Here is a 15,468-nt window from a genome sequence, read left to right as displayed (position 1 = left end):
CTGGGTGCTCGCAAACTCAGCTTACCCCTGACCACCTGCCACCCCATAGGATCTACACGTCACGCGCCCTTCAAGTAATAGTTCGCCCGCTTGCCGAGCGCGATCCGCCGCAGTACGCGGCGCATCGCCATCGAGGCGCGTAGCGGCTTGATGGCCGTCGTTATCGTGCGATAGAACGCAAGCTTTAGCGCATCGAGCACCGGCTGTTTGCCCGGCGGCTGCTGCGGCAGGCCGATGCCACGCAGCATCGAGTTGAAGAAGTGCAGGTCGTTCATCCGCCGCACTTCGCGCGTCTTCCAGGTGATCGCCATCGAGATCGAGAACGAGCCTGCGGTGCGCACCCAGTGCGGCCATTGATACGGCACGTAGCAGCCGTCGCCTGCAAACAGGTGGAATTCCGTGCCGCGCGGCGCAAAGCTCTCGTCGTATTTCAGGTTGCGATGCTTGGTCATCGAGCGCTCGATCTCGTCGTCGGAGACGATCGAGCGGTCGGTATTGTCGAAGATCGTGAAGAATTTTTCGCCATGGATGTGGACGAAGAAATTATCTTCGCTATCAAGGTGAAACGGCGTGGTCGAGTTCGGCGAGGACACGAACAGGAAGCCCTCGACCTGCTCGAAGCCGGCATCAGGTAAGCTGTTGAAGCCGCGCGCGCGGGCGACCGACAGCAACGTGTCCTCCAGCAATGCCCGGTATTCCGCCGAGTTCTCGACGCGCTTGAGCACCATCCAGGCGCCGGCGGTTTCGATGCTTTTCACGACTTCGACGGGATCGAGGTCGAGGATCGGAATCGCGTCTGGATCCTGGCTGACCGCGACCTTGCCGGAATTGTATTCGATCAGGTCGCGCGGCAGCTCGGAGGCCAGTTGCGCGATGCGTGGCAGCATCAGCAGCGGATGGTCGGCGAGCTTGTGGCGGATCGCGAACGGCTTCAGCGGAAAATCGCGACGAAGCGCGTCACGGTCGGCCGTAATCACGGGCGCTATGGCGGTGAGGGTATTCATTTAGGATTTGTCCTGCCGTGCTCTGACAAAATGAATGAAGCGGCGCGCCGGCTCGCGGATCGCACCGCGCAAGCTGAGCGCAGCGCGGATCAGCGGGATGACCGGATCGCGACGCCGCAGCGGGATCAAGACGTCGCCGATCGCAAGCCGTCCGCGCCAGATCGGATTGATCATGGGATGGTCGGGGTTCGCCGTGGAATCCACGAGGCGGATCGCGGGGTCGACGCACAGATGCCGGGTCAGATCCAGCGTCAGTTGCACGCCCGGCGAAAACTTCGCAAAGCGCTCGTCGACGCCGAGCTTGAAGTAGAAAGCGCGGTCCCGATGGCGCAGCACGATCGCAGCCGCCACGGGCGTTTCGCCGACCCGCAACGTCACGATCTCGCATTGGCCGGTCTCGGCCAACGCTGAAGCGGCGCGGCGGATGAAGGCCGTGTCGCCCTCGTCCTGTCCGAGCGCGGTGCCGCGCTGGCCCTTCCAGCCGCTGGCTTCCAGCATCAGGAATGTTTCGACGGCGGTGGCTATTTCGGCGGGCGTACGCGCCACGTCGAAATGAACGGCGCCGTGCTCGGCGAGGCGATTGCGCTGACGGCGCAGTTCTTTCAATTTCTTTGCGCCCAGCGCTTCGCGCAGCACGTCGTCGGCGTCACCGGTGGCGTCGAGACAGGCGCGGACATGCGATTGCAGCACCAACGGCTCTATGCCGCCGCGATGCAGCACGTCGGTAAAGGCTTTCATGGCTGCGCCATCGAGCGAGATGGCGCGGAAGATCAGCGCATGCGCGCCGGCCCGCCGGGCCCGCCGCAGCAAGCTCGTCACGGCTTCCTCCGCCATGTCGCAATCGAGCAGCGGCGTGCAAAGCGTGCCATAGGGATCGGCGCTGACCAAAGCGGGCAGAGGGATCTTGTAGGCGCGCCACATCGAGATCACGGGTACCAGGCCGATCAGGCTGGAGGCATCGCGCCATGCTCCAAGTGCGGCAGCGTTGACGCGACCCCGCGCTGACGCGTTCACCGCCAGTTCCCATTCGGGCAAGTAATAGCCGTTCGGCTCGGCGGCGCGCTCGGAAAGCGCGCGCCATTGGCCTGCGGAAATGCCGGCGAGCGGCATCAACGCTCCGCCGGAGTCTGGCGCGTGCGCGTTCGCATCCTTGCTCGATGCACGGCGCACCGTCGATGTGTCGGTAATATCAGCCACTTCCCCAAACCCCGTTCGCGATTTTTTTGTCAACGACACCCCTGGGCGCCGCCTGCTCCTCGCGTTCACAGGGCAAGGCTAGCGAAAAGAGATGGAAAATAGCGTTGTTGCAAAGCTCGGATTTGGGCGGTCGCGTTAACGGATCGTTCAGTCTGATCAGGCCGCCCAGCCGTCACGCCACCTCGGCAGCGGCGGGGGTGATCAGGAATTTGGCTTCGAAATCACGGGCCGGCATCGGCCGTCCGAAGAAGTAGCCTTGTCCCTCTTCGCAGCCCATCCTGACCAGGAAGTCGGCGGTGGCCCGGTCCTCGATGCCTTCGGCGATAACAGACAGGCCCAGTTGCTTGGACAGTCCGATCGTCGAACTCACGATCGCCGCGTCGTCGGGATTGGCCAGCAATCCGAACACGAAGGAACGGTCGATCTTCAGCCCGTCGAGCGGGAATTTCTTCAGATAGCTGAGGCTTGCAAAGCCGGTGCCGAAATCATCGAACACGATCCGAACACCCAGCTCCTGGATCTTCAGGAACGTGTTCAGCGCGCCCTTCTCATCGTGGAGCAGGATGTCCTCGGTGATCTCGAGCTCGAGGCTGGTCGGGCTTAAGCCGCTGCGGGCAAGCGCTTGCGCGACCGAGCCTGCAAGGTCGCCGGACTGGAACTGCGAGGGCGAGAGATTGACGCCGATGCGAAGCTTGTGGCCGCTGCGTTCCCAAGCGGCTGCCTTGGCGCAGGCGGTATCGAGAACCCACTCCGCCATTCTCTCAGAGATCGGCGAGGTGTTGACGATAGGCATGAATTCAGCCGGCGAAACCAGGCCTCGTACCGGATGGCGCCAGCGTATCAGCGCTTCGGCGCCAATCAGGCGGCCATCGGCCAGATGCAGTTGCGGCTGATAGAACAGTTCGAATTCATCGTGCTCTGCGGCCGCCGCCAGTTCCGCTTCCAGCGTCAGACGGGTCTGCAACTCGCGGCGGATCGCGTCCTCGAACAGCACGTGACCGCCGCGTTTGCTCGCTTTGGCGCGGCTCAATGCCAAATGGGAATTGCTCAGCAGTTCGTCCGCGCTGCGGCCCCCGCCGGGGAAAACCGCGGCGCCGATGCTGACCCGGACGCGATGCTGGCGGTTGCCGGCCAGCAGCGGTGCCTCGAAGCTCGCGCCGATCTGCTCGGCGAAGCGGCTGACGTTTTCAGCGATATCGCTCATCCGGACGGCGACGGCGAATTCATCGCCGCTCAATCGCGCGACCATGCCGGATACCGGGATTGCCGTCGTTAGCCGCTCTGAAATGCCGCGAAGCACAAGATCGCCGCTGGCATGACCGAGCATGTGGTTGATCTGCTGGAAGCCATCGAGGCCGACCACCAGCAGCGCGACTTCGCAACTCTCGGCCTCGGCTTTCGCAATCATCGCGGCCAGGCCGGCGTGAAGCGTGTTGCGGTTGATCAGACCCGTCAGCGTGTCGTGTTCGGCGAGGTATCGAATCCTCTCCGCTTCGCGTTTGCGCACCGAAATGTCGCGCAGGATCGCGCCGAATTGAAACCCGTCGGTGCCCTGCCAGCCGGAGAAGCTGGCCTCGACCGGAAAAACCTCGCCATTGCTGCGGCGTCCGTCGAACTCGACTACCGATCCGGCAGCGAGATGTGCGGCGTTCTTGATGGAGAAAGAGGACGTGGCAACGGCTCCGTCACGTGCGCAAATCTCGTCGAACGGCCGGCCAATCATTTCTTCCGGCAGATAGCCGAAGATCGCGGTCGCGCCTGGATTCCAGACCGTGATCAGGTAACTGGAATCGGTGCAGATGAGGCCGTCGCCGAGCGCCATCGCCACGCGCTGAAAGCGGCTCTCGGCGACCCTGCCGAGCAGATCCTTGATATCGATTTCGTCGAGTGCAATGGCCGCGATGTAGACAATGATGGCGATTTGAATCAGCGACGTGTCGAGAATGAGCGGGAATGCCGCCTGCAGGGTAAACGCGCCGGCCTCGAGGGCGACAGCGGTTGCGGCGAGTAGCGCCACTCGCTTGCCGGCGGAAAGGCGGCGCCATGAGAACAGCATGATCAAGGCGAGCAGGGCCAGGCCGGTCAGCGTGACGACGTGCGAGGTCCATTGCAGCGCACGGTTCTGCAATAGCGATTCCGCGGCCAGCGTCTGCAACACCGGGCCGGACGCGATCGCGCCGTTCGGGACGCTGAAGCGGTCACCGAGTTCGAGCGCCGTGCCGCCGATAATGACCTTCTTGCCCTGCAGTTTTTGCAGCGTCGCCGGGTCGCCGCGCAGCACGTCCGCAAAGGACACTTTGGGGATTCCCGCAGTCCGGATGCTGAAGTCGATCAGAAACGGCGCGCGCTTTTCCGCGTATTGACCGGCGAGCACGGCAGCCATCGAGGGCATGAATTTGCCGTCCAGCTTCTCGCCGAACGGATAACGGCGGACGAGGCCATCGGGTCCCACCTCGACATTGACGACCGCCGGCCAGGAATGTTCGGCGAATTGCTGCAACGGGCGATTGACGTGAAGCGTGGTCTTGTCGGTGCGAGGCTGCTGGAACGAGGGCAGCACGACCGATCCGCCGGCGTTCTGCAGGGCTTCGGCAAAGTTTCGGTCCGACGACGCATCGGAAGGCGTGGAGAAGTCGACGTCGAGCGCGATGTCCTGGACGTCCGCCTTCTCAAGCTGCCGGATCAGTTCAGCGTAGAGCACGCGCGGCCACGGCCAGACACCGATTCTGTCGATCGATGACGCATCGATCGCAATCACCACGATATCGCCGCTAACCTGTCGCGACTGCCAGGCGAACCTCAGATCGAGCAATGCATGGCGCAGTCCGTTTTGCCACCCGCCCAACAGGACGATTGCCAGCGCAATCATCACGAAAACATGCGACCGATATCGTTTCACGTGGTCACCATTCTGGTGTTTCGAGTTTGATCGTCGTCAGGCTTATGAGCTCATGGCCGCAAGTCGTTGAAGTGTGCCGCTAACGGTTCTTGTAGCGGCCGTAGGCGTTTCCGTTTCCGTTACCGTTACCGTTGGCGTTTCCGTTTCCGTTTCCGTTGCCATTGCCGCTTCCGTTATTGCCATTGCCGCCGCCGCTGACGGCCGCGACCGTGCTGCTGACGGGCGAAGCCGCCGCGGCTCCTGTTGCGGAGCTGCTACCACTTGCAGCAACGCTGCTGTTGCCTTGGCCACTGTTTGCTGAGGCGACATCGGTTCCGGAGCCGGATGAGCCCCAGATCGTGTCCTTGTTGGCAGCATTCCGCGCGCCGCCATGTGCCGCCGACTTGTCGCGGGCGAGGCCATTGGTCACGCGGTGGACGTTCAACCGGACTTCACCGATCGATGACGAGATGCGGGTGACGCCGTGTTTTGCGGGCTGCACGCTTGCATGCCGCACCGGCTGGACGGCCTGTCCATTCGTGGCGTGGCGGATCGCGGTAAAGCCTCCGCGCGGTACCGGAACGCGCTCGACCGACGGCGCGCGCGGCTTGCCTTGCTCGATCGGGGCGAGGGTGCCCGAACCGCCCAGCGAGAGGCCGGTCTTGCCGGTGGCGAACGCCGTCGCATGTTGGCCCGCCATCACCTGAGCGATCTGACCCGACTTGAAATCTGCGACTTCAACCTGACCGCGGACCACGTCGACGGTGGTCTTCCCCGCATTGACGGTGACGCTGAATTGCGTGCCCTTCACCACCGCCGCGAGGTAGGGGGTCTCGACCTCGAAATGTTTGACGCTGCGCTTTTCGACGTCGAGCAGGATCGAGCCGGCCTGCTGCACGATAGTCGTCGAGAGTCCTTCCTTCTTCTGGGCGGGAACGCCGATAACGGAATTCGGCGAAACCAGGATCATTTCGTCGCCGCGCTTCAGGAGGACGCGGCCGGTACGGCCGGTGCGAACGGTATCGCCCGGCTTCAACACGTCTTCCTGTTTTAGCGATGCCTGCTGCACGCCGCTGCCAGCGAGCCATACTTCGCCCGAGGACTTGTGCACGGTCCAGTCGTCGCCGTCAGCAGCGAAAGCGGCGGAAGCCGTCGCCAGGACGAACGCTGCCGCGAGGGCTCGTGTGACGTGAAGGATCGCACGCATGAAACTCTCTCCGATTGCCGCTTTGTCCCGAATTTCTATCGGAAATGTTTCAACATTGAGTGAGCGAAAGTCGTGCTTTGCGGGAGACATATTAACCATTCGTTGACCATAAAATTCTATTTAAAATCATATGGCTAGTGGTTCTACCCAGGTGCAGCGGTTCCTCTCCGTAGATGTACGGAGAAGTATCCGTCCAACAGCTATTGTCCGAAATTGCCTGCTCATGGTTGGACTCGGCCTGTGGGCCGCCGCGTGCTTTCCGGCGCTAGCGCAGCATGCGAACCAGCCCGGCTATGATCCGCGGCAGATCGAAAAACGGTTCGACGACCAGCAATCGAGCCAGGGCGCGAATGGCCGGCCCCGATTGCCGTTGCCGCAATTCGCGGGGATGGAGGGGCAGAGGAATTCCAAGCCGCTGTTCGTGCTTAAGCACGTCTCGATCACCGGCGCCGTAGCAATACCGCAGGACCGGCTGTTGACGACGTATCAACCCTACATCGGTAAGACAGTCTCGCAGGCCGACCTGGCGACTATCGCCACCGCGGTGAGCGACGTCTATCGCGCCGCCGGCTTTCATCTCAGCCGGGCGATCGTTCCTCCGCAGGACATCCAGAGCGGCCAGCTTCATATTCAAGTCATCGAAGGCAGCATCACGGAGCTGATGCTGAAGGGAGACGGTGCCGAACAATTCGGTGTCCGGCCGATGCTCGAAGCCGTGCTGACGGAGCGGCCTTCGCGGCTTGCGACTCTCGAGCGGAAATTGCTTCTAATCAACGGCCGGCCCGGCGTGCGGATCGAGGACACTGCGATCGAGGAGATCGGCACCGCGAGCGGCCAGTTCCGCCTGATCCTGTCTCTGAAGACCTGGCACGTCTTTACCTCGTTCGGCGTCGATAATCTCGGATCGTCGTCGGTCGGACCGTGGCAAAGCTACGGGACGGCGGCGTTCAACTCCTATCTCACGCCAGGCGACTCGCTGGTATTCAACCTCTCCACCACGCCCGGCGATCCGCGGCAGCTCGCGTTCGGCCGTCTATCCTACGAGATTCCGATCGGCGCCGACGGCGCCCGCATCGGTACGGCGGGATACTACAGCGAGGTTTGGCCCGGCGACTACCGTCGCCTCTACAGCGATAACATCAAGACCGAGTCGTTCGAAATTCGCGGCAGCATCGCGCCGTTGCAATCGCAGAAGTCCAGCCTGACGCTTATCGCGGCCGCCGCTTTCACCAACGCTTCCGAAAACGACGTGTTCGGCCCGATCTACGCCGACCGCATCCGCACCGCCAGTCTCACGTCGGACTACCGGCTGCAGGACAGTTTCGGCGGCACCAATTATCTGACGGTTAATTATCGCCAGGGCCTCGACATTCTCGGCGCCTCGCACCGCGGCGACGACTTTCTGTCGCGCGACGGCGCATCCGGCAAATTCTCCGCGCTGAATTTCTGGTTCACGCGTTACCAGACGCTGTCGGATGCATGGTCGCTGAAACTTGCCTCGGCCGGCCAGACGGCGTCCGGCCCGCTGTTCACCTCGCAGCAATTCTATCTCGGCGGCGTCGCGTTCGGACGCGGCTATGGCAGCGCCGAGATCAGCGGCGATAACGGTCTGGCGGGCTCGGCGGAACTGCGCTTCGACCAGAAGACGAACCTTCAATATCTGAGTGGCTACCAGGTCTACGGCTTCGTCGATAGCGGCGTTGCCTGGAACTCGGGCTATCGGATCAGCGATGGCCTTTCGCTGACCTCGGCCGGCGGCGGCGTTCGTTTCTTCCTCGCCGACGGCTTGCAGGCCGACATCGGAGCTGCCGCGCCGCTCAGCTATCGCGCGCCCGACAATCCCACCCGCGGCGTGCGGGTGCTGTTCTCGCTTTCGAGCGCGCTGAAGCTCTGTCCGGTCCGGGCGGCAACCCGCTGTCTGTAGGGCTAGATCGGCTCGTAGCTCTCGCTCATACAGGTATCTTCCGGCTCGATCTGCCGGCGATCCGCAATCACGCCTTCGGAAATCTCGATTCGGTAGGTCTGCGTGCCCAGCGGCTTGCCGATCACCGAAATCACTTCGGCCTTGACGCATGCGGTCCAGCCCGGTCCGCGGAGGTTGGGGCGCGGCTCGGAAACGCGAACATGGGTCGGCTGCGAGGCCGCCGTGAATACCGAGTCCAGTTTCTCCTTCAGCATGCGCTTGACGTCGGACGCCGGCTCGAGCGGGGCCGGCTCGGGCGCCTTGGCGCGCATGAACTCGGGCACCGGCGAACGCACGTCGGCGAAGCCGCAACCCGCAAGCGTCAGCGCTGCGCCCGCCACCAGCGCTATATGAATCACGATCCGCCGCATCTGAGGTTGTTTGTACCGCGAAGACAGCGTTCCGGACAGGGCATTGCGGTGCAGACAACATAACGATTCCGAGACTGTGATTCAGATCACTGCCGAGGACTTGGGCCTGCGACAAGATCGCCGTTGAATCGGGTCATCGTCACGCCTCGCATGGCGCGGCCGGCTTGAACCTTTGGCTGCGGGCCCATGACCAATCCACAGCCTGTATTGTCGGGAGGTGGCATCATGTTCCGTCACGCGCTGCTCAAGTTGATGATTCCCGCTGCGGTTCTTCTGGGAACACATTCGGCCTCTGCCGAAAATCGCCTCGCGCTGGTGATCGGCCAGTCCGCCTATCGCTCGGTGCCGGCGCTGCCCAATCCGGCCAATGACGCCAAGGCGGTCACGCAATTGCTGACCGATTCCGGCTTCGAGGTTTCGACGGCCTCCGATCTTTCGCAAGGCCAGATGCGGGAGGTGGTCAGCGAATTCGCCGGCAAGGTCGCGGCCAAGGGCGCCGACACAGTTGCTCTGGTGTTTTATGCCGGCCATGGGCTGCAGATCGATGGCGAGAATTTTCTGGTGCCGATCGACATCGATCCGAAGCGCGAAGCCGACATTCCGATCCAGGCGGTGCGCCTCAACGACATCCTGAACACGCTGACCTCGGTGCCGAGCAAGATGCGCATCCTGATGCTCGACGCCTGCCGCAACAATCCATTCCCCGACCTCAAGACCGCCGGCAGCGGGCTTGCCCTCGTCGATGCGAAGGTCGGCGCTCCCGGTACCTTCCTGTCGTTCTCGACCTCGCCGGGTGCAGTCGCCGAAGACGGCTCCGGCTCCAACAGCCCATATACGAACGCGCTGCTGGCCGCCGGCAAGGAGCAGAACATTCCGATCGAGGAAACCTTCAAGCGGGTGCGGCTTGCGGTGAACAAGGTCACCGAAGGGCGGCAGACGCCGTGGGACAGCTCCTCGCTGACCGAGGATTTCCGCTTTTCGGGCGTGTCGGTCGCCGGGCCGAAGCCTGCCGCGACTCCGAAGAAGACGGTCGCCGAGTGGACCCGCGATTTGAAGGGCAGGCCGGTCGAGGCGGCAAACGAGCTGATCGTTGCTGATGGCACCGACGAAGCGTATGAGGCCTTTGCCGGCCTCTTCCCGCAGACGGCGCTCGGGCGGCTGGCGCGCGACTGGCTGGTTCGGCACCGGCGCATGGTGGCATGGAACAACGCCGTGCTGATCAACACCGCGTCCGGCTATCGCTCGTTCCTGGCGAGATTCCCCGACAGCGATCTCAGCGCGACCGCGCGCAAGCTGGAAGAGCGGCTGCGCAACCGTCCCGACTTCACATCTCCGGTTGTCGCCGGTGCGGGCGCCGTGCCGCAAAACGTCGCGCTCGCCGCGCCGATGTGTCCCTGCAACATCCAGCCGCCGCAGCAGCCGCAGAAGCTCAAGGTCAATGTGCCGGTCAAGCGCTTCGAGCCGGAGCCGCCGAAGCGGGTCGATCGCAAGCCGCCGCGTCGGCGCGAGGCAGATGACGACGTCGTGGTCGTTCGCCGTCCGCCGCCGCGCGAGGTGTACGAGCCGCCGCCGCCACCGCCGGTGAGCATCGGCATCGGCATTGGTCTCGGCGGGTTTGGCGGTAGCCGCGGCGGCAACTATGGCGATCATGGCGGCCGGGGTAGATACTGAAGTGGCAATAGGGTAATCGATCCCGCAAGCGTTGCGCTGCGCTTGCGGGGGCAGGATGCGAAATCCGGTTGGTCTGTTCACTTCCTTCGTTGCCGTCTTCATCTGTATCTCGCTTCCGGCTTTCGCCTGGGAGCATTGGGGCGGCGATCGCGGGGGATCGCGGTTTTCGCCGCTTGCCCAGATCACGCCGGACAATGTCGGCAATCTCGTCCGCGCCTGGGAGTTTCGTACCGGCGATCTCGACCGCCGCGCGCCTGACGTGATGAGGCGGACCAAGTTTCAGGCGACCCCGCTGTTCGTCGAAGACAGCCTGATCTTCTGCTCGCCCTTCAACGAAGTCATTGCGCTCGATCCGGGCAGCGGCGCGCAGAAGTGGCGATACGATCCGAAGATCTCGACCAATCAACGCCCGGCCAACCGCTACACTTGCCGCGGCGTGGCCTATTGGGTTGATGACAAGGCGTCCGACAACGCCGCCTGCCGCGCACGGATATTCATGGGTACCAACGACGCACGCGTGATCGCGCTCGACGCGAGGTCCGGCATGCCTTGCGCCGATTTCGGCGCCGATGGCGAGATCGGAATCGAGATCGGCACGCCGCTGGAATGGCCCGGCGAATTCCAGATCACATCGGCTCCCGTCATTGTCAGCGATACCGTGATCGTCGGTTCTGCGATTGCGGACAACCGCCGCGTCGAGGCGCCGGCCGGAACGGTACGCGCCTTCGATGCGCGAACAGGGCGTCCGCGCTGGGACTTCGATCCACTGGTGCATAGCGGCATCAATGCCGGCCATGCCAATGTCTGGGCGCCGATGTCGGTGGACGAGGAACGCGGCCTGGTATTTTTGCCGACATCCTCGCCGAGTCCGGATTTCTGGGGCGGCAAGCGGCCCGGCGACAACGATCACGCCAATTCGGTGGTGGCGCTGCGCGCCGGGACCGGCGAACGGGTCTGGTCGTTTCAAACCGTGCACCACGATGTCTGGGATTACGACCTGTCGGCGCAGCCGACGCTGGCGCGCATCGATACCGGCGATGGCCAGCGCGACGTCGTGATCCAGCCGACCAAGCAGGGCTTTGTGTTCGTGCTCGACCGCGATACCGGCAAGCCGGTATGGCCGGTGGAGGAGCGCGCGGTGCCGCAGGGCGGCGCCGAAGGCGAGCAGCTCTCGCCGACGCAGCCGTTTCCGACCCACGTACCGGCGCTGCTGTCGCAGCGAATTTCGGCCGACGACGTATTCGGCTTGATTCCGTTCTGGGAAAGCGGGGCCTGCCGCGCGCAGGTCGCCTCGGCGCGCAACGATGGCCTCTATACTCCGCCCTCGACGCAAGGCACCGTGGTGTTTCCGATGACCGGCGGCGGCGTGAACTGGGGCGGCGCTGCCTTCGATCCCGTCAACCAGATCCTTTACGCCAACACATCGCGCGCGGTCCATGTCGTCAAACTGATTCCGCGCAAGGCAGCGCAAGGGTTCGATCCGCCGCCCGGGCACGACTTTGGACGGCAGCAGGGCGCGCCGTTTGCGATAACCCGCGCGGTCGCGTTGTCGCCTTTGGGGCTGTTGTGCAACAAGCCGCCTTGGGGCGAGATGGTCGCGGTCGACCTGAAGGGTGGCAAGATTCTCTGGCGTTCCCGCGTCGGCACCACGGAGGATCGCGCGCCGCTCGGCATCGCCTTGCCCTTCGGCACGCCGCTCGTCAGTGGCGTCGCGATCACCGCCGGCGGTCTCGTCTTCACCGGCGCGATGGATGCTTATTTGCGCGCGTTCGACGCCAGGTCGGGTCGGGAGCTGTGGCAGGGCCGGCTGCCGGTGCCGGGTGTCGCCAATCCCATGACCTATCTGTGGAAGGGCGAGCAATATGTCGCAATCGGCGCCGGCGGTCATTCCGAGTCCGGCACCACCATCGGCGACAGCGTCGTCGCGTTCCGCCTGGCGCGGCCGGGCGAGGCGCCCTCGCTGCGGTCGCGCACCATCGACCGGCCCGGCGGACGCTTCATGAGCGGGGCGATCACGGCTGGGTTGGTGATCGTTCTGATGGCGGCGTTGGTGTGGCGGTGGCGGCGGAGACGGAGCAGGGTGGGGGCGTGAGGATGATTTTCGCTCTAACAGCTCGCTGCCGTCATCGTCCGGCTTGACCGGACGATCCAGTACGCCGCGGCCTATCGGTTCGATTCCTGCTGTCTCTGGAATACTGGCTCACCCGCCCCGGTGCGCAATATCGAAAACAACCCCATGCAAAGTAGCAGGTGGTCGCTGGCACGGATGCTTGAGCGAGCTTCGCTCGTCTCGGACCCCGCAAGGGGGAGGGAGCGCACCGTTTGTGCGGCGATGGTTATGTCTCACCAGCCGCGTAGCCCGCACTGTCGTTAAAAAGCCCGGCGCCGCGGCGGGGGACCAGCTTGCGGTTGGCGCCCGCGAGAGAGGAGTTCGGAAATTGCGATCACCACGGCGCAAGCGATGATGGCGATGGTCGCCATCACAAGAGTAGTTTTGAGCATGGTTCGGCCCTCGACAATCTCAACGCCAAGACACCAGACGAATCATGTTCCCGCAAGACGAGAGAACTACGGGGGCGGCCTATTGTGATCGGTGATAGATGGTGGGCACGGCGCAGATGCGCCTTTGCCCACCTACGATTCTCTACAACATCGCGAACGCGCTTGAGACCATCGCCACCGGCTTGTTGTCGGCGGCGGCGAGAAGCGTAACGCGACCGAAGCTCATGGTGCGCCCGAGGCGGACCACGCGCGCATCGGCCAGCACGTCGGAGGCAGAGACCGCGCGCATGAAATGCGTGGTCTGGTCTACAGTTGTCATCGCCCGATAGCCGCGGTTGGCGGCGAGGTTGGCGATCACCATCGCGGTGTCGGCAAAGGCCATCAGCGCCTGGCCCGAGACGGTGCCGCCATTGCGGCAGAGCCGCTCCGAGAACGGCAGGCGCAGGATCGCGCCCGGCTGCCAGTCGGCGGCATCGCCTGATGGCGCGAAGTCAAAGCGCTCGATCGACAGATTGAGATCCATCACCCATGGCGCAAATACTTCGGCAAGCACCTGCCTGGCTTCCGCGATACCGAATTCGGCTGCTTGTGGCTGTTGTTGCATGAACGGCTGTTTCCTCGCCCGATATTGTTTCGGCGCATTGTAGTGGTCATTGCGGCGAAGGGAACACCGGTGTCCCGCCTCAAATGCGGCACGATCCGGCGCGATTGAGCGCAATCGCTGAAATCCTGCCAGTCCGGCCGCCTGCGAGCGCGCGTCCAACAAACCAAAGGCTGGGGCCGTCGTGCTTGGCGGCGCGGTTGCGCCGGTGGTACATTTGCGAAAACGCAAAGGAGAGCGTCATGAGAATGCTGAGCGCGGCCGCGGTGGTGGTGTTGTTGACTGTGACGGCCTACGCGCAGACCCCCAATGTCAACCTGATCCCGGAACTCGTGTCCAAATCGCCGGAGGAAAAGGAACAGGAGGCCATCAGGGAAAAAGCCTACAAGGATTCCCTGAGGAAGATCCCCGACGCCAAGGCCTCTTCCGATCCCTGGGGCATCGTGCGCGGCACCGAGGCGCCCAAGGACGCAGCGAGGGCCGCGGCGCCCGCCAAGAAGAGCAAGACCGGCAGCAGCAGCCAGTAGTCTCGTGAAAGCGGCGAGTAGGATTCATTCGCCGCCACCCCTATATTGGACCTGTCGTCATATGTCTGGAGTTACGACGTGGTCTTTCGCCCGCGCGATCTCGCGAGCCGGATGGCCGGCCGGCGCAAGCCGGACGACGGCTATCTGCGCGAGACCTTCACGCTGCCGCGCGAGGAGGCCCGGGCGAGGGCGCGTGACTTTCTCAGCCGCTACCCCAAGGCGGCTTATATGAGTTCGGTCGAAAGCTGGCGCGAGCTGCCCGGTGGCGACATCGAGTTCACGATGCGCCGGCTTGCGAGTGCCGATTAGGCGCAATGATCAGGAATCGGCCAACACCCCCGTTTTTGCCCAATTCCGATAACCCGGTATTCAGGTATTCCGCCTAGTTTTTTCCCGCACAGGAGAAATCATGGCGAGAGACCGCAAAGACCTCGGCGCCCGGAAGTTCGTTCGGGTCGATTTGTACAAGCCAGGATTCCTGATTCCGGCGCCCGATGCGCCATGGATCGAGTGCTACATCCTCGACATTTCCGAGAACGGCGCTTGTCTTGATGTGGGCGACCTCGCGGTGCCGAAGATGTTCGGCCTTTCCCTCACCGCCGGTGGCGAGGTGCGCCGGCTATGCACGTTGATCTGGCGCAGGGGCGAACTGGTCGGCGTCCGGTTCATCTCCGCCCGGGAGCTGCGGAAGGGCGTTGCACCGGCAGGTGAACCGGATACCGCTTCCCGAAAGACGCACGCCTGACAATTAACCGCTGTCCTGCAGGGTCTCCGCAACAAGGCGAATCCGGAATACCGGCCTCCGGGATTCATCCAGCAATTCCATCTGCCACTCGGCATTTTTGGGCAGCTTGCGGGAAACGTCCGCGATCATGTCGCCGCAGACCCCCGTCATTTCCCTCCACGCGGCGTTATGATCCGCAAACTCTGCGCCATCGTTGCTGACGCATGCGTCCTCGCCATGTCGAACGCTGAAGAAGAAGATCGGCATGGCAAGTGACCAAAATGCAAAATGGACCGCCGTTGGACCGGAGGATCGCAAGAGGCGGCGAGTGGATTCCTGGCATACGGAAAGATCAACCCCGGGTTTTTACGGGCCCAAGCACGTTGCCGGGCATATGGGCCCGGTTGTCATGCAACCCTATCCTACTGAAATTGCTTAAATCTTCTCCGATGGGAGACCGACGGAAGAATCCGGCGAGCGGCTTATTCCCGTTCGACTTTTTTTAGCTCCCGATCGATCCGAAGCTGGACCCGCCGGATGGCAAGCAGATTGAGCTTGGCTTCGGTCTTGCCTGAGACGACCTTGTCGCCGATGCGGAATTGCCATTTCCAGATGCCTGGAGCGACCGCCGTCACGGTGTATTCAACGCCCTTGTAAATCATATGAAAATCCCGCTGCGGCCCAATACACCTACATGGGACTTGGCACCGGTCGGGACACCCGGTGAAAGGGTGCGGCCGTGAGGTAAGCGCGCGGACCCCCCATCAGTGCGTCAGTTGCCGCGCCGCTCGCGTCAGCTCGCGATCAATCTTCAACGGGACGC

General features: G+C 63.3%; 14 protein-coding genes. 6 read left to right on the top strand and 8 right to left on the bottom strand.

Annotation, left to right across the window (positions count from 1 at the left end):
* Positions 1-59 precede the first annotated feature (59 nt).
* The 4 genes from CP49_RS01925 to CP49_RS01910 form a co-directional block, all read right to left on the bottom strand.
* Complete coding sequence (locus tag CP49_RS01925) at positions 60-1,004, bottom strand: cupin-like domain-containing protein (RefSeq protein WP_057848607.1); 945 nt, start codon at positions 1,002-1,004, stop codon at positions 60-62.
* Positions 1,005-2,201: a GNAT family N-acetyltransferase gene (locus CP49_RS01920; protein ID WP_057848606.1), complete on the bottom strand. Its 1,197-nt coding sequence runs from the start codon at positions 2,199-2,201 to the stop codon at positions 1,005-1,007.
* Positions 2,202-2,373: 172 nt separating this feature from the next.
* Positions 2,374-5,100, bottom strand: a complete 2,727-nt coding sequence (locus tag CP49_RS01915) for an EAL domain-containing protein (RefSeq protein WP_057848605.1) — start codon at positions 5,098-5,100, stop codon at positions 2,374-2,376.
* A 79-nt stretch (positions 5,101-5,179) separates the two neighbouring features.
* Entirely contained in the window at positions 5,180-6,286 is a 1,107-nt protein-coding gene (locus CP49_RS01910) for a FecR domain-containing protein (protein WP_057848604.1), read from the bottom strand.
* Between the two features lie 223 nt (positions 6,287-6,509).
* Here CP49_RS01910 and CP49_RS01905 point away from each other — a divergent pair, with 223 nt between their 5' ends.
* Positions 6,510-8,210, top strand: coding sequence for a ShlB/FhaC/HecB family hemolysin secretion/activation protein (locus tag CP49_RS01905; RefSeq protein ID WP_156437956.1), 1,701 nt, complete (start codon positions 6,510-6,512; stop codon positions 8,208-8,210).
* 2 nt (positions 8,211-8,212) lie between these two features.
* On the opposite strand, the gene CP49_RS01900 is transcribed toward CP49_RS01905, so the two are convergent.
* Positions 8,213-8,608: a hypothetical protein gene (locus CP49_RS01900; RefSeq protein ID WP_245310443.1), complete on the bottom strand. Its 396-nt coding sequence runs from the start codon at positions 8,606-8,608 to the stop codon at positions 8,213-8,215.
* A gap of 237 nt (positions 8,609-8,845) precedes the next feature.
* On the opposite strand from CP49_RS01900, the gene CP49_RS01895 reads away from it, so the two are divergent.
* Both CP49_RS01895 and CP49_RS01890 read left to right on the top strand, forming a co-directional pair.
* Positions 8,846-10,291, top strand: coding sequence for a caspase family protein (locus CP49_RS01895; RefSeq protein WP_057848602.1), 1,446 nt, complete (start codon positions 8,846-8,848; stop codon positions 10,289-10,291).
* 55 nt (positions 10,292-10,346) lie between these two features.
* Entirely contained in the window at positions 10,347-12,383 is a 2,037-nt protein-coding gene (locus tag CP49_RS01890) for a pyrroloquinoline quinone-dependent dehydrogenase (RefSeq protein WP_057848601.1), read from the top strand.
* 552 nt (positions 12,384-12,935) lie between these two features.
* On the opposite strand, the gene CP49_RS01885 is transcribed toward CP49_RS01890, so the two are convergent.
* Positions 12,936-13,397: a PaaI family thioesterase gene (locus tag CP49_RS01885; RefSeq protein WP_057848600.1), complete on the bottom strand. Its 462-nt coding sequence runs from the start codon at positions 13,395-13,397 to the stop codon at positions 12,936-12,938.
* Positions 13,398-13,636: 239 nt separating this feature from the next.
* Between CP49_RS01885 and CP49_RS01880 the strand changes: the two genes are divergently transcribed.
* The 3 genes from CP49_RS01880 (at position 13,637) to CP49_RS01870 (ending at position 14,666) form a co-directional block, all read left to right on the top strand.
* On the top strand, positions 13,637-13,921 hold the full coding sequence (locus CP49_RS01880; RefSeq protein ID WP_057848599.1) for a hypothetical protein: 285 nt from the start codon (positions 13,637-13,639) through the stop codon (positions 13,919-13,921).
* Between the two features lie 78 nt (positions 13,922-13,999).
* Positions 14,000-14,230 (top strand): hypothetical protein, encoded by a 231-nt coding sequence (locus tag CP49_RS01875; protein ID WP_156437954.1) that lies wholly within the window; start codon positions 14,000-14,002, stop codon positions 14,228-14,230.
* A 100-nt stretch (positions 14,231-14,330) separates the two neighbouring features.
* Positions 14,331-14,666 (top strand): PilZ domain-containing protein, encoded by a 336-nt coding sequence (locus CP49_RS01870; protein WP_057848598.1) that lies wholly within the window; start codon positions 14,331-14,333, stop codon positions 14,664-14,666.
* Between the two features lie 3 nt (positions 14,667-14,669).
* Here the strand turns inward: CP49_RS01870 and CP49_RS01865 are convergent, their stop codons facing one another.
* On the bottom strand, positions 14,670-14,912 hold the full coding sequence (locus CP49_RS01865; protein WP_057848597.1) for a DUF6894 family protein: 243 nt from the start codon (positions 14,910-14,912) through the stop codon (positions 14,670-14,672).
* Between the two features lie 215 nt (positions 14,913-15,127).
* A complete protein-coding gene (locus CP49_RS01860; protein WP_057848596.1) occupies positions 15,128-15,307 on the bottom strand; it encodes a hypothetical protein in 180 nt (59 codons plus the stop codon).
* Positions 15,308-15,468: the final 161 nt, after the last annotated feature.

The sequence above is a fragment of the Bradyrhizobium valentinum genome (genome assembly GCF_001440405.1).
Classification (GTDB): domain Bacteria; phylum Pseudomonadota; class Alphaproteobacteria; order Rhizobiales; family Xanthobacteraceae; genus Bradyrhizobium; species Bradyrhizobium valentinum.
This window is presented reverse-complemented; position numbering and strand designations above follow the sequence as displayed.

Bases quoted from the DNA above. Each gene is read 5' to 3' on its own strand.
- CP49_RS01925 (WP_057848607.1), bottom strand. From the start codon at position 1,004: ATGAATACCCTCACCGCCATAGCGCCCGTGATTACGGCCGACCGTGAC.
- CP49_RS01910 (WP_057848604.1), bottom strand. From the start codon at position 6,286: ATGCGTGCGATCCTTCACGTCACACGAGCCCTCGCGGCAGCGTTCGTC.
- CP49_RS01905 (WP_156437956.1), top strand. From the start codon at position 6,510: ATGGTTGGACTCGGCCTGTGGGCCGCCGCGTGCTTTCCGGCGCTAGCG.
- CP49_RS01895 (WP_057848602.1), top strand. From the start codon at position 8,846: ATGTTCCGTCACGCGCTGCTCAAGTTGATGATTCCCGCTGCGGTTCTT.
- CP49_RS01890 (WP_057848601.1), top strand. From the start codon at position 10,347: ATGCGAAATCCGGTTGGTCTGTTCACTTCCTTCGTTGCCGTCTTCATC.
- CP49_RS01885 (WP_057848600.1), bottom strand. From the start codon at position 13,397: ATGCAACAACAGCCACAAGCAGCCGAATTCGGTATCGCGGAAGCCAGG.
- CP49_RS01880 (WP_057848599.1), top strand. From the start codon at position 13,637: ATGAGAATGCTGAGCGCGGCCGCGGTGGTGGTGTTGTTGACTGTGACG.
- CP49_RS01870 (WP_057848598.1), top strand. From the start codon at position 14,331: ATGGCGAGAGACCGCAAAGACCTCGGCGCCCGGAAGTTCGTTCGGGTC.
- CP49_RS01865 (WP_057848597.1), bottom strand. From the start codon at position 14,912: ATGCCGATCTTCTTCTTCAGCGTTCGACATGGCGAGGACGCATGCGTC.
- CP49_RS01860 (WP_057848596.1), bottom strand. From the start codon at position 15,307: ATGATTTACAAGGGCGTTGAATACACCGTGACGGCGGTCGCTCCAGGC.